Annotated in this window: 15 protein-coding genes; all 15 read right to left on the minus strand. The window is 49.8% G+C overall.

Annotated elements, in window-relative coordinates:
- Positions 1-40 precede the first annotated feature (40 nt).
- Positions 41-2,170 (minus strand): capsular polysaccharide biosynthesis protein, encoded by a 2,130-nt coding sequence (locus tag B6S08_RS00770; RefSeq protein ID WP_094198881.1) that lies wholly within the window; start codon positions 2,168-2,170, stop codon positions 41-43.
- 31 nt (positions 2,171-2,201) lie between these two features.
- Complete coding sequence (pgi, locus tag B6S08_RS00775) at positions 2,202-3,839, minus strand: glucose-6-phosphate isomerase (protein ID WP_245849783.1); 1,638 nt, start codon at positions 3,837-3,839, stop codon at positions 2,202-2,204.
- A gap of 13 nt (positions 3,840-3,852) precedes the next feature.
- The gene (gene galU, locus B6S08_RS00780) at positions 3,853-4,764 is read right to left on the minus strand and encodes a UTP--glucose-1-phosphate uridylyltransferase GalU (protein WP_094198883.1); all 912 of its coding nucleotides are present in this window, start codon (positions 4,762-4,764) and stop codon (positions 3,853-3,855) included.
- Positions 4,765-4,800: 36 nt separating this feature from the next.
- On the minus strand, positions 4,801-5,574 hold the full coding sequence (locus tag B6S08_RS00785) for a glycosyltransferase family protein (protein ID WP_245849784.1): 774 nt from the start codon (positions 5,572-5,574) through the stop codon (positions 4,801-4,803).
- Between the two features lie 155 nt (positions 5,575-5,729).
- A complete protein-coding gene (locus B6S08_RS00790) occupies positions 5,730-7,823 on the minus strand; it encodes a glycosyltransferase family 2 protein (RefSeq protein WP_094198884.1) in 2,094 nt (697 codons plus the stop codon).
- A 1-nt stretch (position 7,824) separates the two neighbouring features.
- Complete coding sequence (locus B6S08_RS00795; protein ID WP_094198885.1) at positions 7,825-9,300, minus strand: class I SAM-dependent methyltransferase; 1,476 nt, start codon at positions 9,298-9,300, stop codon at positions 7,825-7,827.
- A 45-nt stretch (positions 9,301-9,345) separates the two neighbouring features.
- Positions 9,346-11,016, minus strand: coding sequence for a coiled-coil domain-containing protein (locus B6S08_RS00800; RefSeq protein ID WP_094198886.1), 1,671 nt, complete (start codon positions 11,014-11,016; stop codon positions 9,346-9,348).
- A gap of 18 nt (positions 11,017-11,034) precedes the next feature.
- Positions 11,035-13,434 (minus strand): glycosyltransferase, encoded by a 2,400-nt coding sequence (locus B6S08_RS00805; RefSeq protein WP_169716347.1) that lies wholly within the window; start codon positions 13,432-13,434, stop codon positions 11,035-11,037.
- Positions 13,435-13,552: 118 nt separating this feature from the next.
- On the minus strand, positions 13,553-14,728 hold the full coding sequence (locus B6S08_RS00810) for a nucleotide sugar dehydrogenase (RefSeq protein ID WP_094198888.1): 1,176 nt from the start codon (positions 14,726-14,728) through the stop codon (positions 13,553-13,555).
- Positions 14,729-14,753: 25 nt separating this feature from the next.
- Positions 14,754-15,884, minus strand: a complete 1,131-nt coding sequence (rffA, locus tag B6S08_RS00815) for a dTDP-4-amino-4,6-dideoxygalactose transaminase (protein ID WP_094198889.1) — start codon at positions 15,882-15,884, stop codon at positions 14,754-14,756.
- 1 nt (position 15,885) lies between these two features.
- On the minus strand, positions 15,886-16,761 hold the full coding sequence (locus B6S08_RS00820; protein WP_094198890.1) for a formyltransferase family protein: 876 nt from the start codon (positions 16,759-16,761) through the stop codon (positions 15,886-15,888).
- A gap of 173 nt (positions 16,762-16,934) precedes the next feature.
- Positions 16,935-18,587: a glycosyltransferase family 4 protein gene (locus B6S08_RS18150; RefSeq protein WP_141202166.1), complete on the minus strand. Its 1,653-nt coding sequence runs from the start codon at positions 18,585-18,587 to the stop codon at positions 16,935-16,937.
- 8 nt (positions 18,588-18,595) lie between these two features.
- Entirely contained in the window at positions 18,596-19,240 is a 645-nt protein-coding gene (locus B6S08_RS00825; RefSeq protein ID WP_094198891.1) for an acyltransferase, read from the minus strand.
- Positions 19,241-19,250: 10 nt separating this feature from the next.
- Positions 19,251-21,464 carry a glycosyltransferase gene (locus B6S08_RS00830; protein WP_094198892.1) on the minus strand — a complete coding sequence of 738 codons (2,214 nt, stop codon included), beginning with the start codon at positions 21,462-21,464 and terminating at the stop codon, positions 19,251-19,253.
- Between the two features lie 23 nt (positions 21,465-21,487).
- Positions 21,488-23,338 (minus strand): BNR-4 repeat-containing protein, encoded by a 1,851-nt coding sequence (locus B6S08_RS00835; protein WP_094198893.1) that lies wholly within the window; start codon positions 23,336-23,338, stop codon positions 21,488-21,490.
- Between the last annotated feature and the right edge of the window lie 4 nt (positions 23,339-23,342).

A 23,342-nucleotide genomic window follows, 5' to 3' on the forward strand; every position in this document is an offset into this window, starting at 1 on the left:
GCCTTGTGACGTCCACGCAGGCGGGGGAAAGGAGACGGGCTCAGCCTGTTAACGCTTCCCATAAAAAACGTGCCTTGCGCAAGCGGCGGTGTAGCAGTCGCAGCAGGGCGCTTTTTGGCTCGCGTTGGCTTTCACGTTCCCTGGCCAGCTGGCGCGCCATGCGCAACGGCGTGCTGTAAAGCCCGGTTTTGTAATCCACATAGGTGGGATACCAGGCGTAGGTGGCATATATCAGGGCAGGCAAAGACAGGGCACGCCCCCGGCGGGAAACCGGATATATATCCGTGGTCAGCCCCCAGCCGGCATAAAACGGCTGGCCCCAGACCGTGACCGGCTTGCCACGAACAAGCGCCTCCAGCCCGGTTAAAGACGTGAGCACATGCACGTTATCGCAGGCATTCAGGCAGTCGACAATACCGGCCTCGGTTTCCACCCGATCTACACACGCTGCCAGCACGCTCTCCGGCACCTGGCCCTTGCGGCTGCCGCTCACCACATCCGGGTGCGGCTTGAACACGATAAAGGAATCGGGATGAGCAGCCCGCACCGCTTTCAGCAAGGCGGCGTTACCGGCCACGAACGGGCTGCCCAGTTGCACCGAGGCATCGTCATCCACCTGACCGGGCACCAGGATGACCGGGTGACCGCCGGCCTGCGCCCGCCAGTCAAGCTGGCGGCGCGTACCTACGTTGTATTTGGTCAGCGACTGCTCACGAAAATACGTTAACAGCCGCTTGCCCAGCTCAATCTCCAGGGCAGAAAAGTCATGATGCTTTAAATAATGTTCAATGGCACTCGGCGTGCGCGGATCGTAATACATGCCCACAGGATCAATGACCAGGGATCCCGGCCGGCGAAGATCCGAGCCCAGCCCCACCGAGCGTAAAAAGCCGTCTTCCATGCGCCACACCGGCAATGAGCAGGCGGCTGCCTGTTGCTCGAATTTGCGACCCCATACCAGCACGGCATTATTGTCATTCCCGCTCCCCATTTTGTCATTCCGCGAAGGAACGTCATCCTCGCGCAGGCGGGGACGGGAATCCATGGCCTTTTCAGCCCCCACCGAACTGTCAGGCACAACGCCGTTGTCCGGAATACGATCAACCAAGGTTACTTTGTTTGCATACCGCCGTAGAAAACGCGGGGAAAAACGTCGCCGCCATAGCGAAAACCCTACCGCATACAGCTCATTCACCGGCGGCACCGGTGCGCGTTGTGCCAGGATCAAATCCAGCAGTTCTTCAAGCTCGCAACGCTCGCCGGTTACCGGATCCAGGTAGCGGCAATAACGCAAATACGCTGCTGCCAGTAGCTGCGGTACCGTGCGCGGTTCACCCCGGCGCGGTACGGTAATGCGATCGTCGGTTACCCCCCAGCCCGCATAAAAAGGCGCGCCAAAGCACACCACCGGCTTGCCGGCCAGCAGCGCCTCAAAGCCCAGCTGAGAGGTCACGGTATACACCCTGTCCACTTTCGCCATCAGCGCAAAGGGATTCACACTGTCGGCCAACAGCAACACATCGGGTTCGGCAGCATGGGTTAAGTAGCCCTGTTTTTTCCCAAGCAGCACATCCGGGTGGGTGCGCACAATAATCTGGGCGCTAGGGTTCTCGGCCCTGGCGGCAGCCAGCATATTGGTAAATGACGCTTCACTGGCCAACCCCAGCCGTACCGACTGATCGCCTTTGGTCTGATCAATCACCAGCACCCTGGGGCGGGCGCTGTTCAGCCTGTCTGCCACGGCCGTTGGCAGGGTATTACCGGCATAACAGTTGTATTTGGTAATGCCATGCTCAACCAGATCATGGCGCAGCGTCTCGGCACGTTGCTGCCAGCCATTATTCCACCAGTCCAGGTTTTGCAGCATGTGCTCAAGGGCATTTGGGCAAGTGGCATCGTAATACACGCCCACCTCATCCACGATCAGAGACAATCGGTGGCCGCCATTGGCCGGATGGCCGATATAGCCCACAAAACCATCTTCCAGCTGCCAGAAGGGCAGGGCACGCCACTCAGCCAGGTTGCGCGCCCGCCCGGTGTTGGGTTTCATACCCCAGCCCACCACCGCCGCTGGGCTGTTGCCGGGCATCAGCCCAAGCGAGTGAGGCGCCAGCAAAGCATTAAGCACCCGGCGCTGGCGCCAGATGCCGTAAGAGGTGGTTAACAGCATAAAGTGCTTAAGCTCATGAGTAGGCCCCTTTTTACTTCCGCCACTCAAAAATCTGCTGAACCAGCTGTTGTGTCGCCGGATCATGCGCAGCGGCGTCGGTTTTACCCATAAGCGTATCCACCAGCCCGCTGGCGAGTTTTTTGCCTAGCTCCACGCCCCATTGATCGAAGCTGTTCACGCCCCACAGTACACCCTGCACAAAGGTTTTGTGCTCATACATGGCGATCAGGCTGCCCAGGGTATGGGGTGTGAGTTCCTTGCACAAAATCACGGTGCTGGGGCGGTTGCCCGGCATGACCTTGCTAGGCAGCAGCTCGGCAATGCTCTGCTCGCTTAAGCCCTCTGCTCTCAGCTCGGCTTCAACATCAGCCGCTGACTTGCCAAATGCTAGCGCCTCGGCCTGGGCCAGCATATTGGCCAGCAGCTTGTGGCGGTGAGCGGGAAAGTCGTAAGGCGAATTCACAAAGCCGATAAACTCGGCCGGCACCACTGCGGTGCCCTGGTGCAGCAACTGAAAAAATGCATGCTGGCTGTTGGAGCCCACATCGCCCCACACAATGGGGCCGGTAGCTGAACTTACTTGCTCACCGCTCAGGGTGACCGACTTGCCGTTCGACTCCATGTTCAGCTGCTGCAAAAAGGCTGGAAAACGGTGCATCAGCTGGCTGTAGGGGAACACGCCTTCGCTGGCGTGGCCAAGCACGTTGTGGTTCCACACCGTAAGCAGCGCCAGCAATACCGGAATGTTTTGCTCAAAGGGCATGGTGCGCAGGTGCTCATCCATGGCGTGGGCGCCGGCCAGCAGTTCCTCAAAGCGCTCAAAGCCTATGGCCAGTGCAATGGGCAGGCCAATGGCCGACCACAGTGAAAAACGCCCGCCCACCCAGCTCCAGAACTCGAACATATTTTCGGCAGCAATACCAAACTCCACCACCTTGCGCTGGTTGGTGGATACCGCCACAAAATGCTGCTGCACCAGGCCAGGGTTGCCACAGGCATTCAGCAGCCACTGGCGGGCCGCCATGGCGTTGGACATGGTTTCATCGGTGCCAAAGCTTTTGGATGACGCCACAAACAGGGTAGTGGCCGGATTAAGCCTGGCCAGGGTGGTGGCCAGGTGTGCGGGGTCAATATTCGACACAAAATGGGCGCGAATACCGGTGGTGCAATAGGGCGCCAATGCCTCGCACACCATCGCCGGCCCTAGATCGGAGCCGCCAATGCCTATATTCACCACATCTTTAATCGGCTGACCGGTGTAACCCCGCCAGTCGCCGTTATGCACCCGCTGGCAAAAGCGGCGCATTTTGGCAAGCTCGGCATGTACGGCGGGAATAATGTTAACGCCATTATGTTCAAGCACGGCACCGGCTGGCATGCGCAATGCGGTGTGTAGCACCGCACGCTGCTCGCTGGGGTTAAAACAGTTATCGGCAAACAGGCCGGCAATGGCTTTAGGCAGGTTCAGTTGCCGGGCCAGCTCGCATAGCTGAGCCAGGGTTGTGGTGCACACCTGCTGGCGGGAAATATCCACCAGCAGGCTCTGCCCAAAATGAAAGGTCAGCTGTTGTGCCCGCTGGCTGTTTTGCTGAAAACGTTTGGCCAGGGGGGGGAGGTGCTGGGCGCTGTGCTGCAGCGCCGCAAACAGAGGGAGTGTAGATAACGGCACAGTTGCTCCGTGATTATTCGCCAGCGGCAAAGGGCAACACCTTGGCGCCGGTGTAACCGGCCAGCAGCCTGGCGAAGTCTTCACCCAGCCCGGGGTGGCGCAGGGCATATTCCACATTGGCCTTCATATAGCCCAGCTTGCTGCCGCAGTCGTGGCTTTTTCCCACCATGCGATAGGCGTCTACCCGCTCTTGTTGCATCAGCTCGGCAATGGCATCGGTAAGCTGAATTTCATCCCCGGCGCCGGGAGGCGTTTTTTCAAGCAGCGGCCAGATGGCCTGGCTCAGCACATAGCGGCCTACTACGGCCAGATTGGACGGAGCCTCTTCCGGAGCCGGCTTTTCCACAATGCCGGTCATGGGCTTGCTTTGATCCACGGCCACCTCATGGCCCATGCAATCCACTACGCCATACTGGCTGACCAGCTGCTCCGGCACCGGCTCCACCATAATCTGGCTGTTGCCTGCTGCTTCAAAGCGCTCACGCATACGGGCCAGGTTGTCTTGCGCCAGATTGCAGGCGGCATCGTCTATCAGTACATCGGGCAATATCACAGCGAAAGGTTCGTCACCCACCATGGGGCGGGCGCACAACACGGCGTGGCCCAGGCCTTTGGCGGCGCCCTGGCGCACATGCATAATGGTGACGTCGGCGGGGCAAATGCTGCGCACTTCTTCCAGCAGCTGGCGCTTTACCCGTTTTTCCAGCGTGGCCTCCAGCTCAAAGCTGGTGTCAAAGTGGTTTTCAATGGAGTTTTTACTGGAGTGGGTAACCAGCACAATTTCCTTGAAGCCGGCGGCCACCACCTCACTCACCACATACTGAATAAGCGGCTTGTCTACGATGGGCAGCATTTCCTTGGGAATGGCCTTGGTGGCGGGCAGCATGCGGGTGCCGAGGCCGGCAACTGGAATGATGGCTTTCATGTTTTGTTTTTATCCCTTTGTATTGTTATAGCTTGGTTACGAATAAGGGCGTTGTAATAAGCGCGCGGCATTGTTACACATTTTTTTTCGCTCTTCTTTATTTTCACTTAACCGCAAAATGGCATTCACCCAGGCTTGCTGATCCATGGGCAGTAATAGTCCATTGTATGGGTGCCGGATGACAGAACGATAAATCGGATGATCCGCATAAATACCCACGGCGCCAGCCTGAGTAATATCAAAAAACTTGGTGGGCGCCCGGGCGGCGTTAAAACGGTTATTCAGCAGTGGCACCAGACCAATGGTGCGGCCCGGGCGAGCCAGCAAGGCCTGGTAGGCTGGCCAGCTCATGGGGTGCAGCACATGTACCCGGGGCAGGGCGGCATACTGCCTGCGCACTCTATGGTTTCCGATTAGCTCCACGCTCAGGTTGGCATCCTGTGCCAGCACCTGTTCAAACACCGGATACAACCACGCAAACTCCGCCCCGTGAGACGCCGAGCCATGATAAAACAGCGTTTTTTGTGGCGTTGAGTGCGCATAGGGTGACTGTGGCTGCAGCACCAGTGGCGACCACTCGGCATACTTCTTCGCCAGAAATGGTGTGGAGACCCACAGCTCGGCCCCCATGCGCTGCAGCCAGCGTTTATGCCGCCGGGCCAGCAGCCAGAGCTTGTAACGATAGCGCAGCGGCAAACCGGCATGGGCACGCGGATCGAACAGATCGTCGTCCATAAAAAACGCCAGCTGGCCCAGCTGTGCGCGGTTGTTCTCCACCCATTGTCGCCAGGCTGGGGTGAGGTAACGCACAAATACCAGTCCTGCCAGTGGCGTAGTCAGTGGTGGGCATGGTGCGCTTAAATCGACCTCTGTTATGGATGAGCTCGTAGCCGCCAACCAAGGGCGGACAAAAAAATCGGTGGACGGGTTGGCGCCCTGCTGCACCACCAGGGTAGTGGCCGGCGTTACCACGGCCACTCCACCCGGGGGATTTTACCCAGCCGGAAGTCGGGCTGGGAATAGTTGAGGTTGGGGTTATAAAACGGATCCCGCTCAATAATGTGGCCCCAGCGGCTGCGCATATATTGTGTTTCACCTTTTGCCCGGGCCTGTTTTTCCGCCGAGTCATCTTTGCCGCGAGATATCGACTCGTGGTGGTAAAGCTCGGCATAAGGCGTGTAAATCACGCGAAGCCCGGCTTCTCTGACTCGCAGACAATAATCTACATCGTTAAAGGCTACAGGCAGGTGGGTTTCGTTAAGTCCTTTCAGCTGCTGATACAGCGCTTTGTGAGTCACCAGGCAGGCAGCGGTAACCGCCGACAAGTCCTGAGCCAGCACAGCCCGGTGCATATAACCGGGATCGTTTTCTTCCAGTATGCCGTGCAAATGGGTGGCGCAACCGCCGGGGCCCAACACGTCGCCGGCGTGCTGAATTCTGCCATCACTGAAGTACAGGCGGGCGCCTACTACTCCCACGCCTGGTTGCAGCAGGCGCGATACCATTTCTTCCAGCCAGTCGGGGCTTATCACTTCGGTATCGTTGTTCAGCAAACAAATCACATCGCCACTGGCGTGCGCCACCGCGAAATTGTTAATGGCTGAAAAGTTAAACGGCTTGTCATAGCGCAGCACTTTTACATTGTGGTGGCGGGATATCTGCTCAAAATACGCCAGGGTTGCAGGCGCACTGCTTTGGTTGTCTACCACCAGCAGCTCGTAGTTGGGCCAGGTGGTTTTTTGCAGCAGGCTGTCTACACAGGTTTGCAGATAGTGCAGCGCATCGCGGGTGGGCACCACAATGGAGACTTTGGGCAAGGCCTGCGGCAACGCATAACGCACTCTTAAATAATTCCCCTGCTCACACACGGTGGCGGCTACCTGATGGCGCTGAAAATACTGTTCCAGGGCAGAACGCTCCGTCGTTGAGCTCTCGGCCGCACCATAGTGAAACAGTACGGCAGGAATATGACAGACCGCGCTGTCCTTCAGGTGTACAGTCGATTCCAGCATCAGCTCATAGGGCGAGTTAAAGCCACAGGTGGCCAGGGCCCGGGTCAGCACATGGCCGCGCAGGGCAAAGGCCGATCCCACAAAGCCGGCGCTGCGGGCCAGTTCTGGCGACCAGTCGGGTTTGAACTGCGGGTTTTCCCGTGCGTTATGCAGCCAGTAGTCGTGATCCGAATAGATAAAGGCAATATTCGGCTTGCGTGCCTCTGCGGCCAGCCAGGCCAGCGCCCAGGGTGCCATGCGGGTGCCAGCCTGCAGCAGCAACACCCAGTGGTTATCGGGCCAGTGTGTTTCCGCCAGTGCCTCAACCGCGATGGGTTCGGCATGTTTGAACAGCGATACCCAGTCATGCTTTTGCTGCGCAGTCAGCAACACCTTGCACGCTGCCGGTGCGATTTCCAGTTGCTGCTGCAGCGAATTCAGGGTTTGTTGCACGATGGCAGGCGAGGCGGCCTGGCGAGCGTCTATGACTACCTCAAACATGACACCGGTAAACGCCTGTTTTTTTACCGCGCGTTTCAGGCGTCGGGCAACGGCCGGAGTAAAATGCTCGCTCTGTTCAATCCACCGAGCGTAGGAAGGTGAGGCTGTGTAATAACGGCTCTTGCCAATCAGTGCATACGCCGAATAAGGAGCGCGCAGCATGGCGAGCGGATGCAAACCCAGTACACGCCGTTGTGCCGGGGTGGCGGTGGTATAGGTGTTATACAGCCGGCGCCACATCAAATAACGAGCGGTGGCCAAGTTTGTACGAGTTACGGTGACGGTATCAAGCCCGCCGGCAGGCCCCATGCTTTTTACTTCCAGCCACATCTGTTTTGCAGCAGTCAGCCTAATCAGTTCATACAACTTGCCCTTGAGGGTTATGGGCATATCAAGAACAAGAAGCTTGCCATGCACCGGCTCTATAACGAGCCTGGCTTCCAGTTCGGGGCCATCATACTGCAACTGACCACTAACCAGTATCCAGCCCGAGCCGTCGAGATTGCTTGTGTTCAGCTCAATGCGCTGCATTGAGCTGGTTATTGCTTGTTGAGCTACCGGCATCATGTCAGCTTCGTAACCGCTTTAAACCCTGAACAAGTTGAGAGCTCAGACCAGCAGCCTTGGGGCGTGAGGTGGAGAGATGCGCTAGTGGAATGCGGGCATCATTGATAACCAGGCCGAACTCAATGCCGTGCTCCAGCCAGTTTGCAGGCAGTTCAAAGCTAAAACCACAGGGATGTTCCTGCCAAAACATAGGGGCGGCTTCGGTGTTGCCGAACACGGCGTTCAGTACGTCTTTTCTGGCTCTATCCGGAGTAAATAAGCGAGCTGCCTCTTCCGGCCCGGTGACATAAAGAAGGTAGCTGGCTTGCAGATATTCTTTGGTTATTGCCCAGCCGGCAACACGAATGGTGCCTGCACTGGTATGTAAAGCACCATTGCCAGGGGAGTCCAGATGCCATTGGATCAATGGTTTGAGTTCTTTTTTAAGTTGTTTGGCAACCTGAACATACTCGCCGGTAAAAGCCGTTTGCTCCTTTTTTAGATGTTTTTCATACTGCCTGGCTTTGCTGGTGGCTGTTTGTGCTTTGGTAAGCGGTGTGCTGGCATTCCACGACACTTCAACCGGAAAGTAGCCCAGTGCTTGCAGTGCATCCTTTATTTGCTGGTGAAACTCGGCAGGTACGTAAGAGTCAAGTGCAAAGTCACGGAACCCGGCCTGGTTGCTCCACAGTTGTACCAGCTCGATTGCCATACCCTGCTCCAATACCTTCCGGGTTGTTTTGTCTATGGTAGCGGTAGTAAAGCCCTCGCTGACCAAAGCACGCAGCTCATCGGATACATTGAGCTTGCCCTGGCTGATCTGCAGGTAGGTGCGATCGCCAGAAATAACCGGAATACCGGGTTTTCCGCCGAACATGCGCCGGCAAATAGTGGACTTGCCTGATCCTGGTTCCTGGATGAGTAGCCATGCATAGGGCTTGAGCTTGCGCACATGCACCACATAACGTTGCAGCGGATCACCGGCTTGCATTACGCTGTGGCCAATTACCTTCCAGGCATAGTCTTTGAGAATGTGGCCCAGCTTGATACGGGTAGGAAAAAAACGCTCGTCAATGGCGCGCTGTACTTTAACCCATTCATTCTGCGTTCCCGGTGCCATGCTGATCTCCAGTACCAGCAGGCCATCATCGGTCAGCAGGCTCATCAGCCGGTGGATGAGCGCTTCCTGATCTTCGGCATAATGCAGGGCAGAAAGCAGGGTGATAACATCAAAACGGCCATCAGGCAGTGTATCCCAGGACTGGTTAACAAACTCCGCATCAGGAAAACGCACTCTGGCCTTGCCAATGGCATCTGCCGATTTATCCATGCCCACTACCTGACTGGCACCTTCAAACAGGGCATAGCCACAGAAAAAACCTTCGTTACAGCCTACATCCAGAAAACGCTTGCCAGACAGAGGGGGCAGGCGTAACGCGGCCAGTTTTTGTGATGAGGCCGAACCGCCCTTAACGCCGGGAAATGATTGATACTGCATTAGCTCTTCTCATATTAAAATTATTGTTACGCTACTCAATCATAATCAGCTGGTGCGTCTGTTTTCGGCTTGACCAAACCGGAGATAATGTAACAGAGGATTAAATCCTTCCGCTTTTACATCAGGGTTTAGCAATAAGTAGGTGGCGCTATCAAAGTTGGGGCCGGGGTTGCGGCCTTCAAAGCCACCAAACCTGAGATAGTGGAGAGCTGGGTTCTTGCGAAATTTCTTGTCATTTGCTACATCCGGGTACTGCGCAAGATACCACTTTGCATCGAAAAGTGATGAGTTATACAAGTCGGCAAGTTTTCTTTTGAGTGCTTTTTGTTCTGCTCGTTTTTGAAATTGTTGTTTCAGCACAGAAACTTTCTCATTGCTGGCACTTTGAGAAACAGCAGGTGTATCTGAGACTGCCGGCTGATGATCTTTCTGTGCAGATGAAATAAAGTAATTTTCAAACTCTTCCTGAACAGAAAACAACTGCTCCAGCAACAGCTGGTTTTCTTGCTGTAGCTCATTCTGTTCGTTTTTGGCCTGGTTAAGTACTTGCTGCTGGCTATTCAGTTGCTCCTGCTGTTGGGTGATTTTACTGTAAAGCTCCTGTTGTTCTTTATTGTAAGCCTGCTGCTGTTGTTGATGCTGAGCACGCTGCTTTTCATACTCCAGTGTGCGTGACTCCAGCGCTTCTTGCACGGTAAACAACTGCTCCAGTAGCTGCTGATTTTCCTGCTGCAGTTCATCCTGTTTTTGCCTGGTCTGATTATGTACTTGTTGCAGGCCGTTCAGTTGCTCCTGTTGCTGTTGATGCTGAGCACGCTGCTTTTCATGCTCCAGTGTGCGTGACTCCAGTGCTTCCTGCACGGCAAATAACTGCTCCAGCAACAGCTGATTTTCCTGCTGCAGCTCATCCTGTTTTTGCCTGGTCTGGTTATGTGCTTGTTGCAGGCTGTTCAGTTGCTCCTGCAACCGGGTGTTTTGGCTTTGCCACTCTTGTTTTTCCTGGCTATAAGCCTGCCTTTCCTGTTCAGCAAGTTGCTGCTGATGATGAGCTTTCTCTTTAAGTTCATTCAAAAGCACCTGATTTATGGCTTGTTTTTCCAGTAATCCGGGCAGTTGCTGTTGCACAGAAATGGCATTTTGATAATGAGTGACCAGTTGATTTATATCCACCGGCAGCAAGGAGTGCTCGGGGGAGTGTTCTGCCAGCGGCTGAGACAGGGCTGCCAGCTGCTGGCCCAGGGTTTGCAGTGCTGGTGCCTGGCTTTGAATTGCATAAGCCAGCAGCTGGTAGAAAGGATCCGGCTTTGCTTCAGCACGGAGTGACTCGTTACAGTTAACCGTCAATTCCGGCCAGCGGTTGGCACACGCATCTGCAAATGCTCGAGGGGATGAAAAAACCTCGACAAAATTAGCCAGCAAAACCCGGGTTCGGTGTTGTTTGTAAAAGCGAATTAACTGGCTGGCGTTTTGTTGCCAGGTGACCAGTGCCTGCTCAATGACAAAGCCCTGTTCAGTGGCTTGCTGCAGGACCCATTCCAGGGGGGCGTAAAGTACAATGGCGTTAGCTGCATTATTTTCAAGCAGCTCGCCTGCATGGTTTAGTGCCTGTTCGTTTTCAAGAGCCAGTATTTCAGTTGGGGAAATGTTTGCCTGCAGTAACAGGGTTGTAGCCTCATCCCTGTCACAAAAAGCCGAAGTGCCTAACAATATATTCATGTGTACTCCTGAGAATTCTTAATTCTGGCAAACTTTATTTTTATTAAATACATGATGCGTGGTGGCTGTTTCTGATGAGCTGACCTGCTGATACACATCCAGGTACTGCTCTGCCATTTGGCGTGTGTTTGAGAGCCTGCCATCGTATTGCTGCCAGCAGCGTACGGCGTCTGCTTTTTGCTGCCATTCGCCGGGTTGGCTTGCCAGCGTCAGCAGGTGGCTTAGTTCGGCAACATTGGCATGACGCAATAGCCAGCCTGCGCCGCTGCTGGTAATGCGCTCACCCACGGCGCCGGTATTCATACCCACAACGGGGATGCCGCACGCCCAGAGTTCGGTAAGCGTATGGCACCAGGTTTCGGGCCAAATGGAGAGCACAGCCCCCAGATGAGGCCTGATTTCGGCTATTTTCCGCGAAAATTCCTCTCGCCGGTATTTGCCGTGACAAATAACATGAGCCGGCATCCGCAAGCCAGGGGCCAGATCTCCCAAAAGATGTATTTGCAATGATTCCGGAGGCATTTTTTCTGCCAGAGCCTGTATTAACCTTCCGCCTTTTGCTTTCGACAGGCTGCCTGGCACCACCAGCCGCAGCGGCTCATCGTCACCGGTGCAAACGGCCAGTTGCTGCAGGGCCGCAAAGTCACGACCATGGGGTATGACCCTGAACAGCTTGTTTGCCAGGGCAGGGTAACGCTGCACCAGCAGGTTACGGGCAAACCCGGTGGTGGTAATAAAGGCATTGCATAATGAGAGCGCCAGTTCAAACGCCGATTGCCAGGCATGGATCTGGCCGTGTTTGAGATGGTTAAAGCTGTTCTCTGGCCACAGCTCGTGTTGACAATGGCCTTGCCCGGCCGTGCAGCGTGCGGCACAGAACTGCTGCCTGTCATCCAGTAACTTGACGGTTGGGCACAGAGTATAGAAGTCGTGAAAAGAGAAGATACTGGGTATGCCCAGGTGAGCAGTCACCTCGAGTAACCCCAGGCTGTGCCAGGCGATATGGCGTATATGCACAAGCTCTATCGACCATTGCATCAGCCAGTTTGCGACTACTGCATCATATTCTTCGCTTTTGTGCGGTAACGCCCTGACTGGCTCGGCCAGTATATGGTTGTTGATTTCGGTATAAACACCATCGGCAAAATGTTCCAGCGTAATACGCTGTCCATTGCAGTGCAGCACCAGCGCTTCCACCTCGGGTGCCAGCGCCTGCATCAGATCCTGATTGGTCTGGGGGGTGCCACCGGTGCGTGTTGAAATAACATAAAGCACCCGTGGCCGGATTTGGGCATGAGAGCCGGCAAACTGCCTTAGTACGGTTCCCACCCGGCTGCGTGCTTGTTGCAGTGCGGGGGCGGCAAACGCCTGACGTACCTGCTCGGTGTAGTGTGGGTAACGGGCATCCACAACGGCACGGCCTGCCTGCAGCAGGGCCTCTTTTGCGGTACCAAAGCTGGCCGAGCGTTGATGAGCAATATAGGTACTGTCATCAATCAGATGCAGCCAGGCCTGAGCACCGGCACGCATGCAAAAGTCGTTTTCTTCTCCATAACCCCGCGGAAAGGCCTGTTCATCAAAGCAGCCAATATCATCAAGGCAGCTGCGGCGAATATACATGCAAAAGCCGTTGCCGGTAGGCACTGCTGGCAAGTAATGACCGGATGCCTGTGCAATGGCACGGGCACACTCGGCAAGGCTGGTGCCCTGTGGCAGTGGATTAACGCCGGGGGCAGGGACTGAAAATGCCCCCGCGTTATTGGAAAAAGGGGTGACAGTTGCCACTCTGGGATGGGAGCAGGCGGCCCAGCGCAGCCGTTGCACCCAGCCGGCAGAAACGCAGGTGTCGGAATTTAACAGAATGACATCGGCTTGCCCGGCCAGTGCGATACCTTCGTTCACCGTATGGGTATAGCCCTTGTTATGAGCGTGAGTGAACACCTCAAAACCCGGCACGGTTTTATATTTCTTGAGCAATGGAACAATGGCCGCTTCTGTGCTGGCATCGTTAATCACCAACACCCGGCAGCCGGAAGGGGTATAAGCCCGCACCGACTCCAGGCACGCTTCAACCGCTGTGGCGGCATTGAATACCGGAATAATAATCACTGGCCAGCCGGCTGTGGAAAGGCGTGCCAGCCTGGCATGGTCTGCCTCGCTGTGGGTTGAGGAAGACGCCAGGCTCCACCACCATGGAGCGCTGCCCCACTGCAGTTTGGGGGTGGCCCCCTGTGCCTTGCCAACCTGCAGATAGTGCAACAGTGGCGCCATGTTGGCCGATGCTGCACCGGGTTGCTGCTCCAGGTAGTAGCCGGTATCAAACGCCGGCCCCGGCTCCCGGCCTTCTCGCCAGCCGTGCAGCAGGTAGTGGCGCACGGGGCTCATGCCTGCCGCTGCAACATCGGGATTTTGCAGCAAATACCATTCGGCGTTGAACAGGCCACTGTGGCAAAGCAGCCGTTCTTCTGCACCCTGTTTGGCGTTGGCTGCCCTGGCCTTGCCCGGCAGCAAGCGGGCTGCCTGCTGAGCGAGGTATTTAATCACTGCCAAACAGATCCCGGGTATATACCTTGCTGGCCACATCCTGCAACTGCTCGGTCATGCGGTTGGCCAGGATCACATCCGCCGTTTGCTTGAACTCGTCAAGATGGGTGATCACACGAGAGTGGAAAAACTCGGGCTGGTGCAGCTCGGGCTCATATACCACCACCTCAATGCCTTTGCCTTTAAGGCGCTTCATAATGCCCTGAATGGCAGAGGCGCGAAAGTTGTCTGACCCGGATTTCATCACCAGGCGGTAGACACCCACAACCCGAGGGTTACGCTTGATAACCGATTCGGCAATAAAATCCTTGCGGGTGCGGTTGGCATCCACAATGGCCTGGATCATGTTGTTGGGCACATCCTGATAATTGGCCAGCAACTGCTTGGTGTCTTTGGGAAGGCAATAACCACCGTAGCCAAAACTGGGGTTGTTGTAGTGGCTGCCAATGCGAGGATCCAGCCCGACCCCTTCAATAATCTGGCGGCTGTTAAGGCCGTGGCTTTCGGCATAGCTGTCTAGCTCGTTGAAGTAGGCCACCCGCATGGCCAGGTAGGTATTGGAAAACAGCTTGATGGCTTCGGCCTCGGTGCTGTCGGTAAACAGCACCGGCACATTCTGCCTGATGGCGCCCTGCTGCAGCAGGGTGGCAAACTGCTCGGCGCGTTCACTGCGTTCACCCACAATAATGCGGCTGGGGTAGAGGTTATCGTAAAGGGCCTTGCCTTCACGCAAAAACTCGGGGGAAAAGATAATATTATCCGTGCCAAATTTTTCTTTCACCGACACGGTGTAACCCACAGGCACCGTGGATTTGATAACCATCACGGCGTTGGGGTTTACCGACATAACCTGATCGATCACCGATTCCACACTTTTAGTGTTGAAGTAATTGGTTTCGGGATCATAGTCGGTAGGGGTGGCAATAATTACGAAATCTGCCTCACGATAAGCCTGCTCTGCATCCAGGGTTGCCGTGAAGTCCAGTGCTTTGTTGGCAAGGAAGTCACTGATTTCCTTGTCTTCTATCGGTGAGATTTTGTCGTTCAGTAATTGTACCTTCTCCGGTACTATATCGGCGGCAATAACTTTATTATGTTGTGCCAGCAGCATGGCGTTGGATAAGCCAACATAGCCGGTGCCGGCAATGGTTATGTTTAAGTGAGACACTAATAACCCCGAAATTTAATGCTGTTTATTCAAAGAAGGTTGTGACCGCGTTGCTGACTTTAATTACTTCATCATGGGTCATGTTGAAGTAAAGTGGTAAGCGAATAAGCCTTTCACTTTCACTCGTGGTGTTTTCATCTTTCCCTATGAATTTGCTATATTTTTTGCCGGCTTCGGCATTGTGTAGAGGTATGTAATGAAATACTGCCATTACACCTTGGGACTTTAAGAAGTTAAGTAACATTGTTCTTTGTTTTAAACGTTTTACTTTAATATAAAACATGTGTGCATTGTGCTTGCAGTTCATTGGTATGCTAGGGGCTTCAATGCAGCCTTTTTTGACTAGAGGCTCTAATTGGTCTTTGTAATGACTCCAAAGAGAAAGGCGTTTTTCATTTATTTTTTCTGCATGTTCTAGTTGTGCCCATAAATATGCTGACTGTAACTCAGAAGGTAAGAAGCTGCTGCCAATATCAACCCAGCTGTACTTGTCTACCATTCCACGAAAGAACAGGCTTCTGTTGGTTCCTTTCTCTCTTATTATTTCAGCTCGTTGTGCTAATTTTTCATCGTTGATAATCAGCAAACCACCTTCACCACCGCTAGTATAATTTTTTGTCTCATGAAAGCTAAAGGCTCCCAAGTGACCAAAAGTGCCTAGTGGCCTATTCTTGTAAGTGGACATCATTCCTTGAGCCGCATCTTCTACTACAAATAAGCCATATTTATTTGCCAGATCCATGATTTTTTCCATTTCGCACCCGACTCCAGCATAATGAACGGGTACTAACACCTTAGTTCTATCAGTTATTGCAGCTTCAATCTTTGTTTCGTCAATGTTCATTGTATCTTTGCGGATATCTACAAAAATAATTTTTGCGCCACGTAATACAAAAGCATTAGCCGTACTTACAAAGGTGTAGCTGGGCATGATTACTTCATCCCCAGGTTGAATGTCGAATAATATGGCTGCCATCTCAAGCGCAGCTGTGCAAGATGGTGTTAGTAATGCTTTTTTACATCCAAGTTTTTCTTCAAACCAACTCTGGCACCTTTTACCAAAGTGGCCATCACCAGAAAGTTTGGGGCTATTGATTGCTTCAATTATATAACCCTGCTCAGCTCCAGTGACTGGAGGCTTGTTAAAGTTTATCATTTTATTTAAACCGGCTCCTGAAATTTACTTTTGATAGGTTTGATTCTGAAAAGTCAATGGATGTTAACTCCAGCAAGCCCTCACCGCAGATGACAATAGGATTTCTATTTTTCATGAAGATTACTTTACCTATATGACGTTCTCTATCTTCCACTTGAACATCTTCAGTGACTTCTACATCATCGATCATCAAAACTTGTGTATTTAGCTTTGTTCTTGCTCGCCCATATGGATAACCCACGGCATCTACAAATCTTTTAATTTTTTCTGCTTTCCACTTCCAGTTTATGAAGTAGTCTTCTTCATCAAGCCATATGCTGTAAGTAGAATCTGATTCCTGCTGTTGTTTAGGTTTTAATTTCCCAGTCAGTAAACTCGTGAAGACGAAGATAACTAACTCTGAATATATATATGATATTTTATTTATTGCATCACTTATTTTTATAGGGTAGGTTATTTTAATCGATTTTTGACCAATTATATCCCCTCTATCATAATCCTCATTAGCAAGTAATGCGGTTACTCCGATCTCTTTTTCTCCATTTACAAGCATATTAACCAAAGGTGCAAAGCCTCGATATCTTGGTAGTAGCGAATCGTGAAGTACAATAAGGTTATCAGACTCGTTGATTAACCAGCGCCAGCCTATTGCAAATTTGTAGGAAACATCAGGAAGGGATGAGGTGTTTTTCCTTTTTGATACTTGAATGTTGGATGATGAGCATAAAGATAAAATTTCATTATAATGATCATTTGTAACTGAAGTATCTTCGTCAGTTACGACATATGCAATATGTTTGCAGCCAAAATGATTAATAAATGAGTTCAAGACACTTAGGCCTTTAAAACCCATGATGTAAAAACCTATTTTCATCATTTAATCCAAGCTTTATATGATAAAGAGTTGAGCTAACTTTACTAAATAGAACTAGTTTTAAAGCGTAGTTTGTGCCTAAGCATAATTTGAGGGGCGCGGTATCATCATTACGATGAGATTAAGTAACCGATAGTATCTTGGTTGATTATAGAATGTTGTGTAGTTTTTGTTGGTTATTTTATTCTGTTAGTGCCAAACGCTATTACTTTTTTGAGGTAGTGCCCCCATTCGCCTGCGACATTCGCTGGTGAAAACTTAGATATTGACGAAAGTGCTTGATATTTTGATTGAGAAAGAAAGTCTCTGCTAGAGCATAACTTTCTTACAATGTTAGTCATTTCGTCATTGGATGAGTACGTCGTATCAACTGGTGCAATTCCAGCAGAATCTGCATAGTCTGAAGAAAGCACAGCTAAGCCGTCAGCCATGGCTGTACTAACACCTTGATTCCCACCAGTCATTCCAGGTATTACAAATACGCAGTCGCAGGCTTTAAAAACCGATCTAAGGTTGTTGACAAAATTAAGGTTTATTATTCTTCGTTGTTCAACGTATTTGATAAGGTGAGGGACCTTGTTTGTAATTGGCTCTAGTGAGCTTTGTCCAACCAAAACCCAGATTAAATTTGAATTATCCTCAAATAGTTTGCAAAACGCTTCTATATCTTCACTTCCTAATGATTTTTCAAATATTTTAGATATTCTGTCACCATGCAATGGAGTGACAAATACCACATCATTAATGTTTTGAGTAAAGAAATAGTCGCCTTTAGCTCCGTCTGGTAAATATATGTCAAATATTGGGGTGATTGGTTCAATCAAACAGTTGTATTTTTTCTTTACCATTCTTTCGTAAAAAACATCTTGTTTGCATAATATGCCATCGATGTTTCCTTTTGGATCATTGCCTACTGCCATCGGGAAAAAAGCGATAGGGTAATGTTTGTATAAAACTTGTCGGTAAAATTTACTTTCAAAAGCATCGCCTATGAATAATATGATACTAGGAGAGAAGTTATTAACCCAAGATATAAACTCTTTTGTGATTGTTCCGTCTTCTACCCCTGTCGCACACCCACAATAAAAGTTATCAATGTTATTGCTAGTTTTGAGCCAGTTTTGTTGATGCATTTCAACGCGACGTTTATCTAGTGTTCTAACATCATAACCAAAAATATTAAAAGTGCTCTCGCCTGAAAGTGCGAATCCCACGTCAAATTTTTCATCGTTAGAGTTATAGTTGAATAGGGTTTTTATAATTGAAAAAGTTAAGTTATAGTGAGCCCCAAGAGGATTGGGTGAGAATATTGATCCTACAACTAAAATTCTCTTTTTATGACTTTCTCTATTTTTCTCTCTATACGTAAAAAAAGCTTCATTGTGTGTAATTTCCTCAATTCTTTGGAGGGTGTAGGCCTCTAGAGGTATATTGTTGATGTTATCTATTGGCTCTATGTTTGATATTTTTCTGTTGGCTAAGAATAAGAAGTAGTATATTTTTCTTAGGGTTTCGAAATCTTTTTCTAAGAAAGTTTTGTTTATTATTTCTTTAGCTTTCAACTCGCATTTTTCAGTGTTTAAAAAGGTTGATATTACTAATTTTTCGAATGAGGTTAATATATTTGAATGTAATATCAGGTCAAAGTTTTTAGTGAAAAAATCTTTGTGCTCAGTTATGAGATTGAATGCGTCAACTTTTGTTGTCTTACTGGACTTAATTAAAGAGATTATTGCAATGATGTAATGATTGATTTCAGCTGTCTGGTTTTTTGCTATAAAAATCAAATCATTGATTATTTTATGAATGTTTGGCTCTTGCGGTTTCATTTTGAAATTTACAACCTGTCTTTATTATATTCGCTAGGCATTCTTCTATCCCAGTTGACTCCGCGTTTAATAACTGATGCAGGGAAACCTGCAATGGCGATGTTTTGTTCTAAAAATGCTTTTGTTACAACAGCGTAGCTACCCACAATGCAATTATCTGGAATCGATGAGCCTTTGAGGAACTTTACATCCTCACCGACCCATACATGATTCCCGATTAATATATCTCTAGGTATATTTATTGCTTTGTCTGTAGCAATGTCTATAACGGAATGACCATCTGAAGTCCGCATTTTTATTCCCCATGAAAACAGACAGTCATCACCAATTGTGCACTTTTCATCTCCGTCATTCATTTGTATTTCCATGCCGCCACAACTAAAGCTGTTTCCGATGACGAAACTTTGATTATTTCCTCGGATGGAAGTGAATTTTAAGTTGTTAATATTTTTCTGTGTCTCACCAATGTAAAAGGTTTTGTTGTTACCCTTTAAATTTAAGAATAAGTTACTGATCGATTTTGCTTTAGAGATTCTTATTTTATTATTGTTGCCATATATATGGATCCTTGATAAAGAAAAAGGGGTTCCTTCTTCAATATGGATAAGGTTATTCTCGCCTTCATTAATTATCTGTATGCCTTTGTACTCCATTTATATATCCTTAACTTAGCGAAAACAACTCTGATAGTGCTGCTTTGTGAATAGAGTAGTTTGATGCTGTAATTAACGAGTTTCGTTTTAGGTGTTTTATGTTTTCAGCGGAAAGTAATGAATCAAAGTGAGCGGCTTCGATGTTGCCAAATGGATTAACGAGAAATCCATTTTTATTATTGAACATGTATTCAAGTATGCCGCCGTATTTTGTGCTAATAGTGAAAGTACCGCAGGCCATCGCTTCCAGACCAGTCCTTCCAAATGCTTGGTAGTCAGACAAATCGATAAAGCAATCTGATTTCTGTAATACTGAAGCAACACCAGGCCTAGTTAGCTCACCATTGTTTTTATATTTAAACTGACGCTCCAGTTTCTGAAATAGCGGATCTTCCTCGGCACACCCAAATATTTCAATATGCACTTTTTCACCAAAGCGATCATGCAAATTTTTCAGTAATCGCATGGTACGCTCAGCCCCTCTGCGTGGTGTTTTAGGTCTAATCATTGCTGAGATGACTATTTTATCTTCAAGACCTGCACGTTTCTTTGCCAGTGGATCAGGTTTATATACATCATGGTCAATACTCGGCGATACCTTGCGGACATGTACACCATGTTCTTCATACACTTTCTGGCAGATCCAGTCTGTTTTGGCGAACAGTATCGCATTTGGTACTAAGGTATAAGAGTCCCGAGCCTCTTGCCACTCAGGAGTGCCGGGCTCAGAAAATAACGGTTCATAATCCTGCACATAGTAAGCAGGCTGAATGCCTGGGTTGGCACTTACCACTTCTTTAACCAGCTTCATCGAGGTGTAAATAGTACCTACGATTACGTCAAATTTTTTTGAGAGTTCACCCAGTTCATGGTGCTCAAAGCCAAGGAACAAGTCTTCTACAACATCAATATCTTCATATTTTTTAATAAACTTGGGTCGGTGTTTTTTAGGTACTGCAATTTTAGCCCGTACGCCAATGCGTCTCATACCCATGGTTTCCTGTACAATAGAGTGCACGCCACCACCACCGCCAGATACCGGTAACAAAAATAAAATTCTGTTTAGTAAAGGATCCTTAACAGACTTACTAAATGACTTTGTTAAAGACTGTTGAACCTGCCCGCGTATGTCATTGAATATGTCCATATCACGAATTTTGCCAGCCAGTTTATTTACTTTTTCTTTTCCATGTTTTGCTTTAAGCGCATCCGAACCTATTTTTGATAGTTTTTTTCTTTTTTCATGACCAAAACTTTTGGACTTGGCATGAAATACATAAGTGTCATCACAAATGGCTAGTTTGAACCCTGCTTCCGCAACCCTTATACAATAATCATTTTCTTCGCCATAACCAGTGGGGAAGGTATCTTCATCCAGCAAGCCAACCTTTTCAAAAGCGGCTTTGCTAATCATAAAACAAAAGCCGTTTACAAAAGGAACTTGAGGGTAGTGATGATTGCTGGCATTGCGAACCAGTAAAGCCATATCATCCGCGGTCCAGCCATTAGGTAATTCATTCACTGCAAACTGATTATTCTCATCCAGCAGGTTGGGCACATTCTGCCAACTGGCTGCATTGGATAAAGGACCAACTACACCTAGCTCTGTACTGGATTTAAAACAGCGTACCAGGCCACTAAGCCAGCCTTTAGTTACGATAGTGTCGCTGTTCAGGGTAACGATATAGTCACCCTTGCACTGCCGCAGGCCCACATTCACCGTAGGGGTATAACCTCTATTATGCTCATTTTCAGTTAGAACAAACATGGGCTTGTTTTTGCAATATGCCCTCAGCCACTCCGTTGTGGGTGTTTCAGAGCCATCATTAACAATATATACGTTAACGTTAAACCCGTCGGTGTTGCGTTCTATTGCTTCCAAACATCGCTGTACATCATCCAGCGCATTATAAACGGGGATAACTATATCAATAGTGTATTTTTCACTATTAATCCCATACAGATTGGCTGGTGAATTGGATGCGGGTAGTACTAATTTAGGCTGGTTTGTACTATTATTTTTTTGGGGTGGCAGGAGTTTTGATTGTGCCAGCTTTACATTGAAGTTAATAATTTTATGCAGCTCTGGTGACTGTTTTAGGACTTTCTGAAATAGATTGATGGCCTGCTGGTAATCGCCGGACTTTAATGCGGAGTTACCTTGTGCGAGATATGTTTTATCTTCGGTATTTGAAGCTGGTTGTGTTCTTGTATTATCTTTCATTTTTTATCCAACGGTTTTATTATTTAAGTTGCTTGAGTGGAGAGCTCAAAATCTATCAGGTAGACTGGCTTTGCTATGTCTGCATGCCCTATATCATGGTCTGGCTGTTCGTTGCTTTGAATAAACAAGCTTAATGTTTCTTCCTGCTGCCAACGTGGTTTGTCTATTACCGGCTCCGCCAAGCCTAGTGGTTCATTGTGAATAATTTGCTGGTTTTTCGGGCTGTAATCGTATTCTGGTGCCTTCAGATACAGCGTTGTCATTCGGTCTGCAGTCAAATCTCCCCGGTAGATAACGAATACATTATCATTGCTGTCGATAACAATGTCTGGGCGGGATATCGGAATGCGCAGCGTGCCGCCGCCACATAGATTAAATGGCATGGTACGATTGGAAATAATTTGATGTTTCCATTTTTTACCGTTGAACCACAGATGCTGATATTGCACTATACCTTCGGCATCGTTGGCATAAAACACAATATGTGGCCGGTTATGGCTGTCTACCGCCATGCTGCACTGGTTAATCAGGTTGCTGGCCGGAGATACAGGCCATATTACCTCGGCATTCACCTGAGTCATGGGTAGCTGAAAGGGCTTCAGGTTGGATGAATGCCAGCTGTTGCCGTTATCAAAAGACTGGGCGTAGCAAATGTTCAGGTTGTTTATCTGCTGCTCTTCACCAATGGCATGAGTGCGCCAGACAAAGCTTAAATGTAAGTTGCCATTATGGTCTCGTACCGGATGGTTCCAGTAAGCATTGCTGGTCCAGGGATGGTTGGCTGCACCGGATAAAATGGCTGTGTCCGAGTCTTTCCAGCATTGCTCTGCTTCATGGTATTGCTTGATAAAGGCTGAGCCTTTTTGGTGATTACCATCACGATATAACAACTGCAACGGCGCTTTTTCGGATGGCATTAAAAAGGCCGGGTAGGTGACTTTGCTTTCCCGCTCGCCGGTCATGGCCACTTCATCACTCCAGTTTGCTATGCACTCCGGTGCCAGGCTGCGGCGATACTTCAACTGGCTGCCATGGTGGTCATAGCTGATATGGATGTAGCCGTCTCTGTCCATGCCCAGGCTGATGCTGTTATGGGCATCCTTAATGTTGTAATCCCCCTTTATGTCGCTCTGCAGCAGCTCGTTGTTGTTCAGATTCCGCTGTATTACTCGCAGGGTATGCTGGTCTACATAAAAGGCGGTGTACTGCCAGCCATTGTGGCTGAAAATGCCATGATGGCGAAATATTACCGTGTTCACGGTGTTACCGGCCCAGGCATCACCCAGCGCCACCTGGCCGATGGTTTTTACAGTAAAACCTGGCTTGTCAATGGTGTTACATTGGCTCCAGGCACTATTTATACCCAGTTGAGCCAGTTGCTGGTACCAACGTGCCTGGCCGAGCACCTGATTCTCCACAATCGAGCCAGCCGAGGCCGCCTTGTCGAAGTGCTGCCTGGCTTTCTGCATATGGCTCAGAGCGGCTCTGGCTCTGGCCAGGCTGTTGAAAGCCCCGGATATCAGAATGCGTACCGTATTTCTGTTTTTCCGGGGCAGCTCACTTAGCAACGCCCTTGCCGTATCGAGCTCACCCAGCTGAAAATGGGCAACAGCCTTAAAGCTTGTTAACTCAATATGTTGAGGGTGGTGTTTAAGCAGTGCTGCATCCAGTTTTGCCAGTGCCTGCCAGTCGCCGGCATGCCAGAGCAAGATGGCTTGCAGGTAAAGCTGTGGTTCATTGGGAAGCAGGTTTCCTTCCGTGGTGGTTGCCAGGGCTGTGGAGTTATACCGCCGCAGAGCCACCTGGTGTGGTTTTTTTTGCCTGCGTTTTTTTTTGTTCTTTCCTGGCTTTTGGCTTTTGCTCACTTCAGACATGCTG

The organism is Oceanimonas doudoroffii, assembly GCF_002242685.1.
In the GTDB taxonomy this organism is placed as follows: domain Bacteria; phylum Pseudomonadota; class Gammaproteobacteria; order Enterobacterales; family Aeromonadaceae; genus Oceanimonas; species Oceanimonas doudoroffii.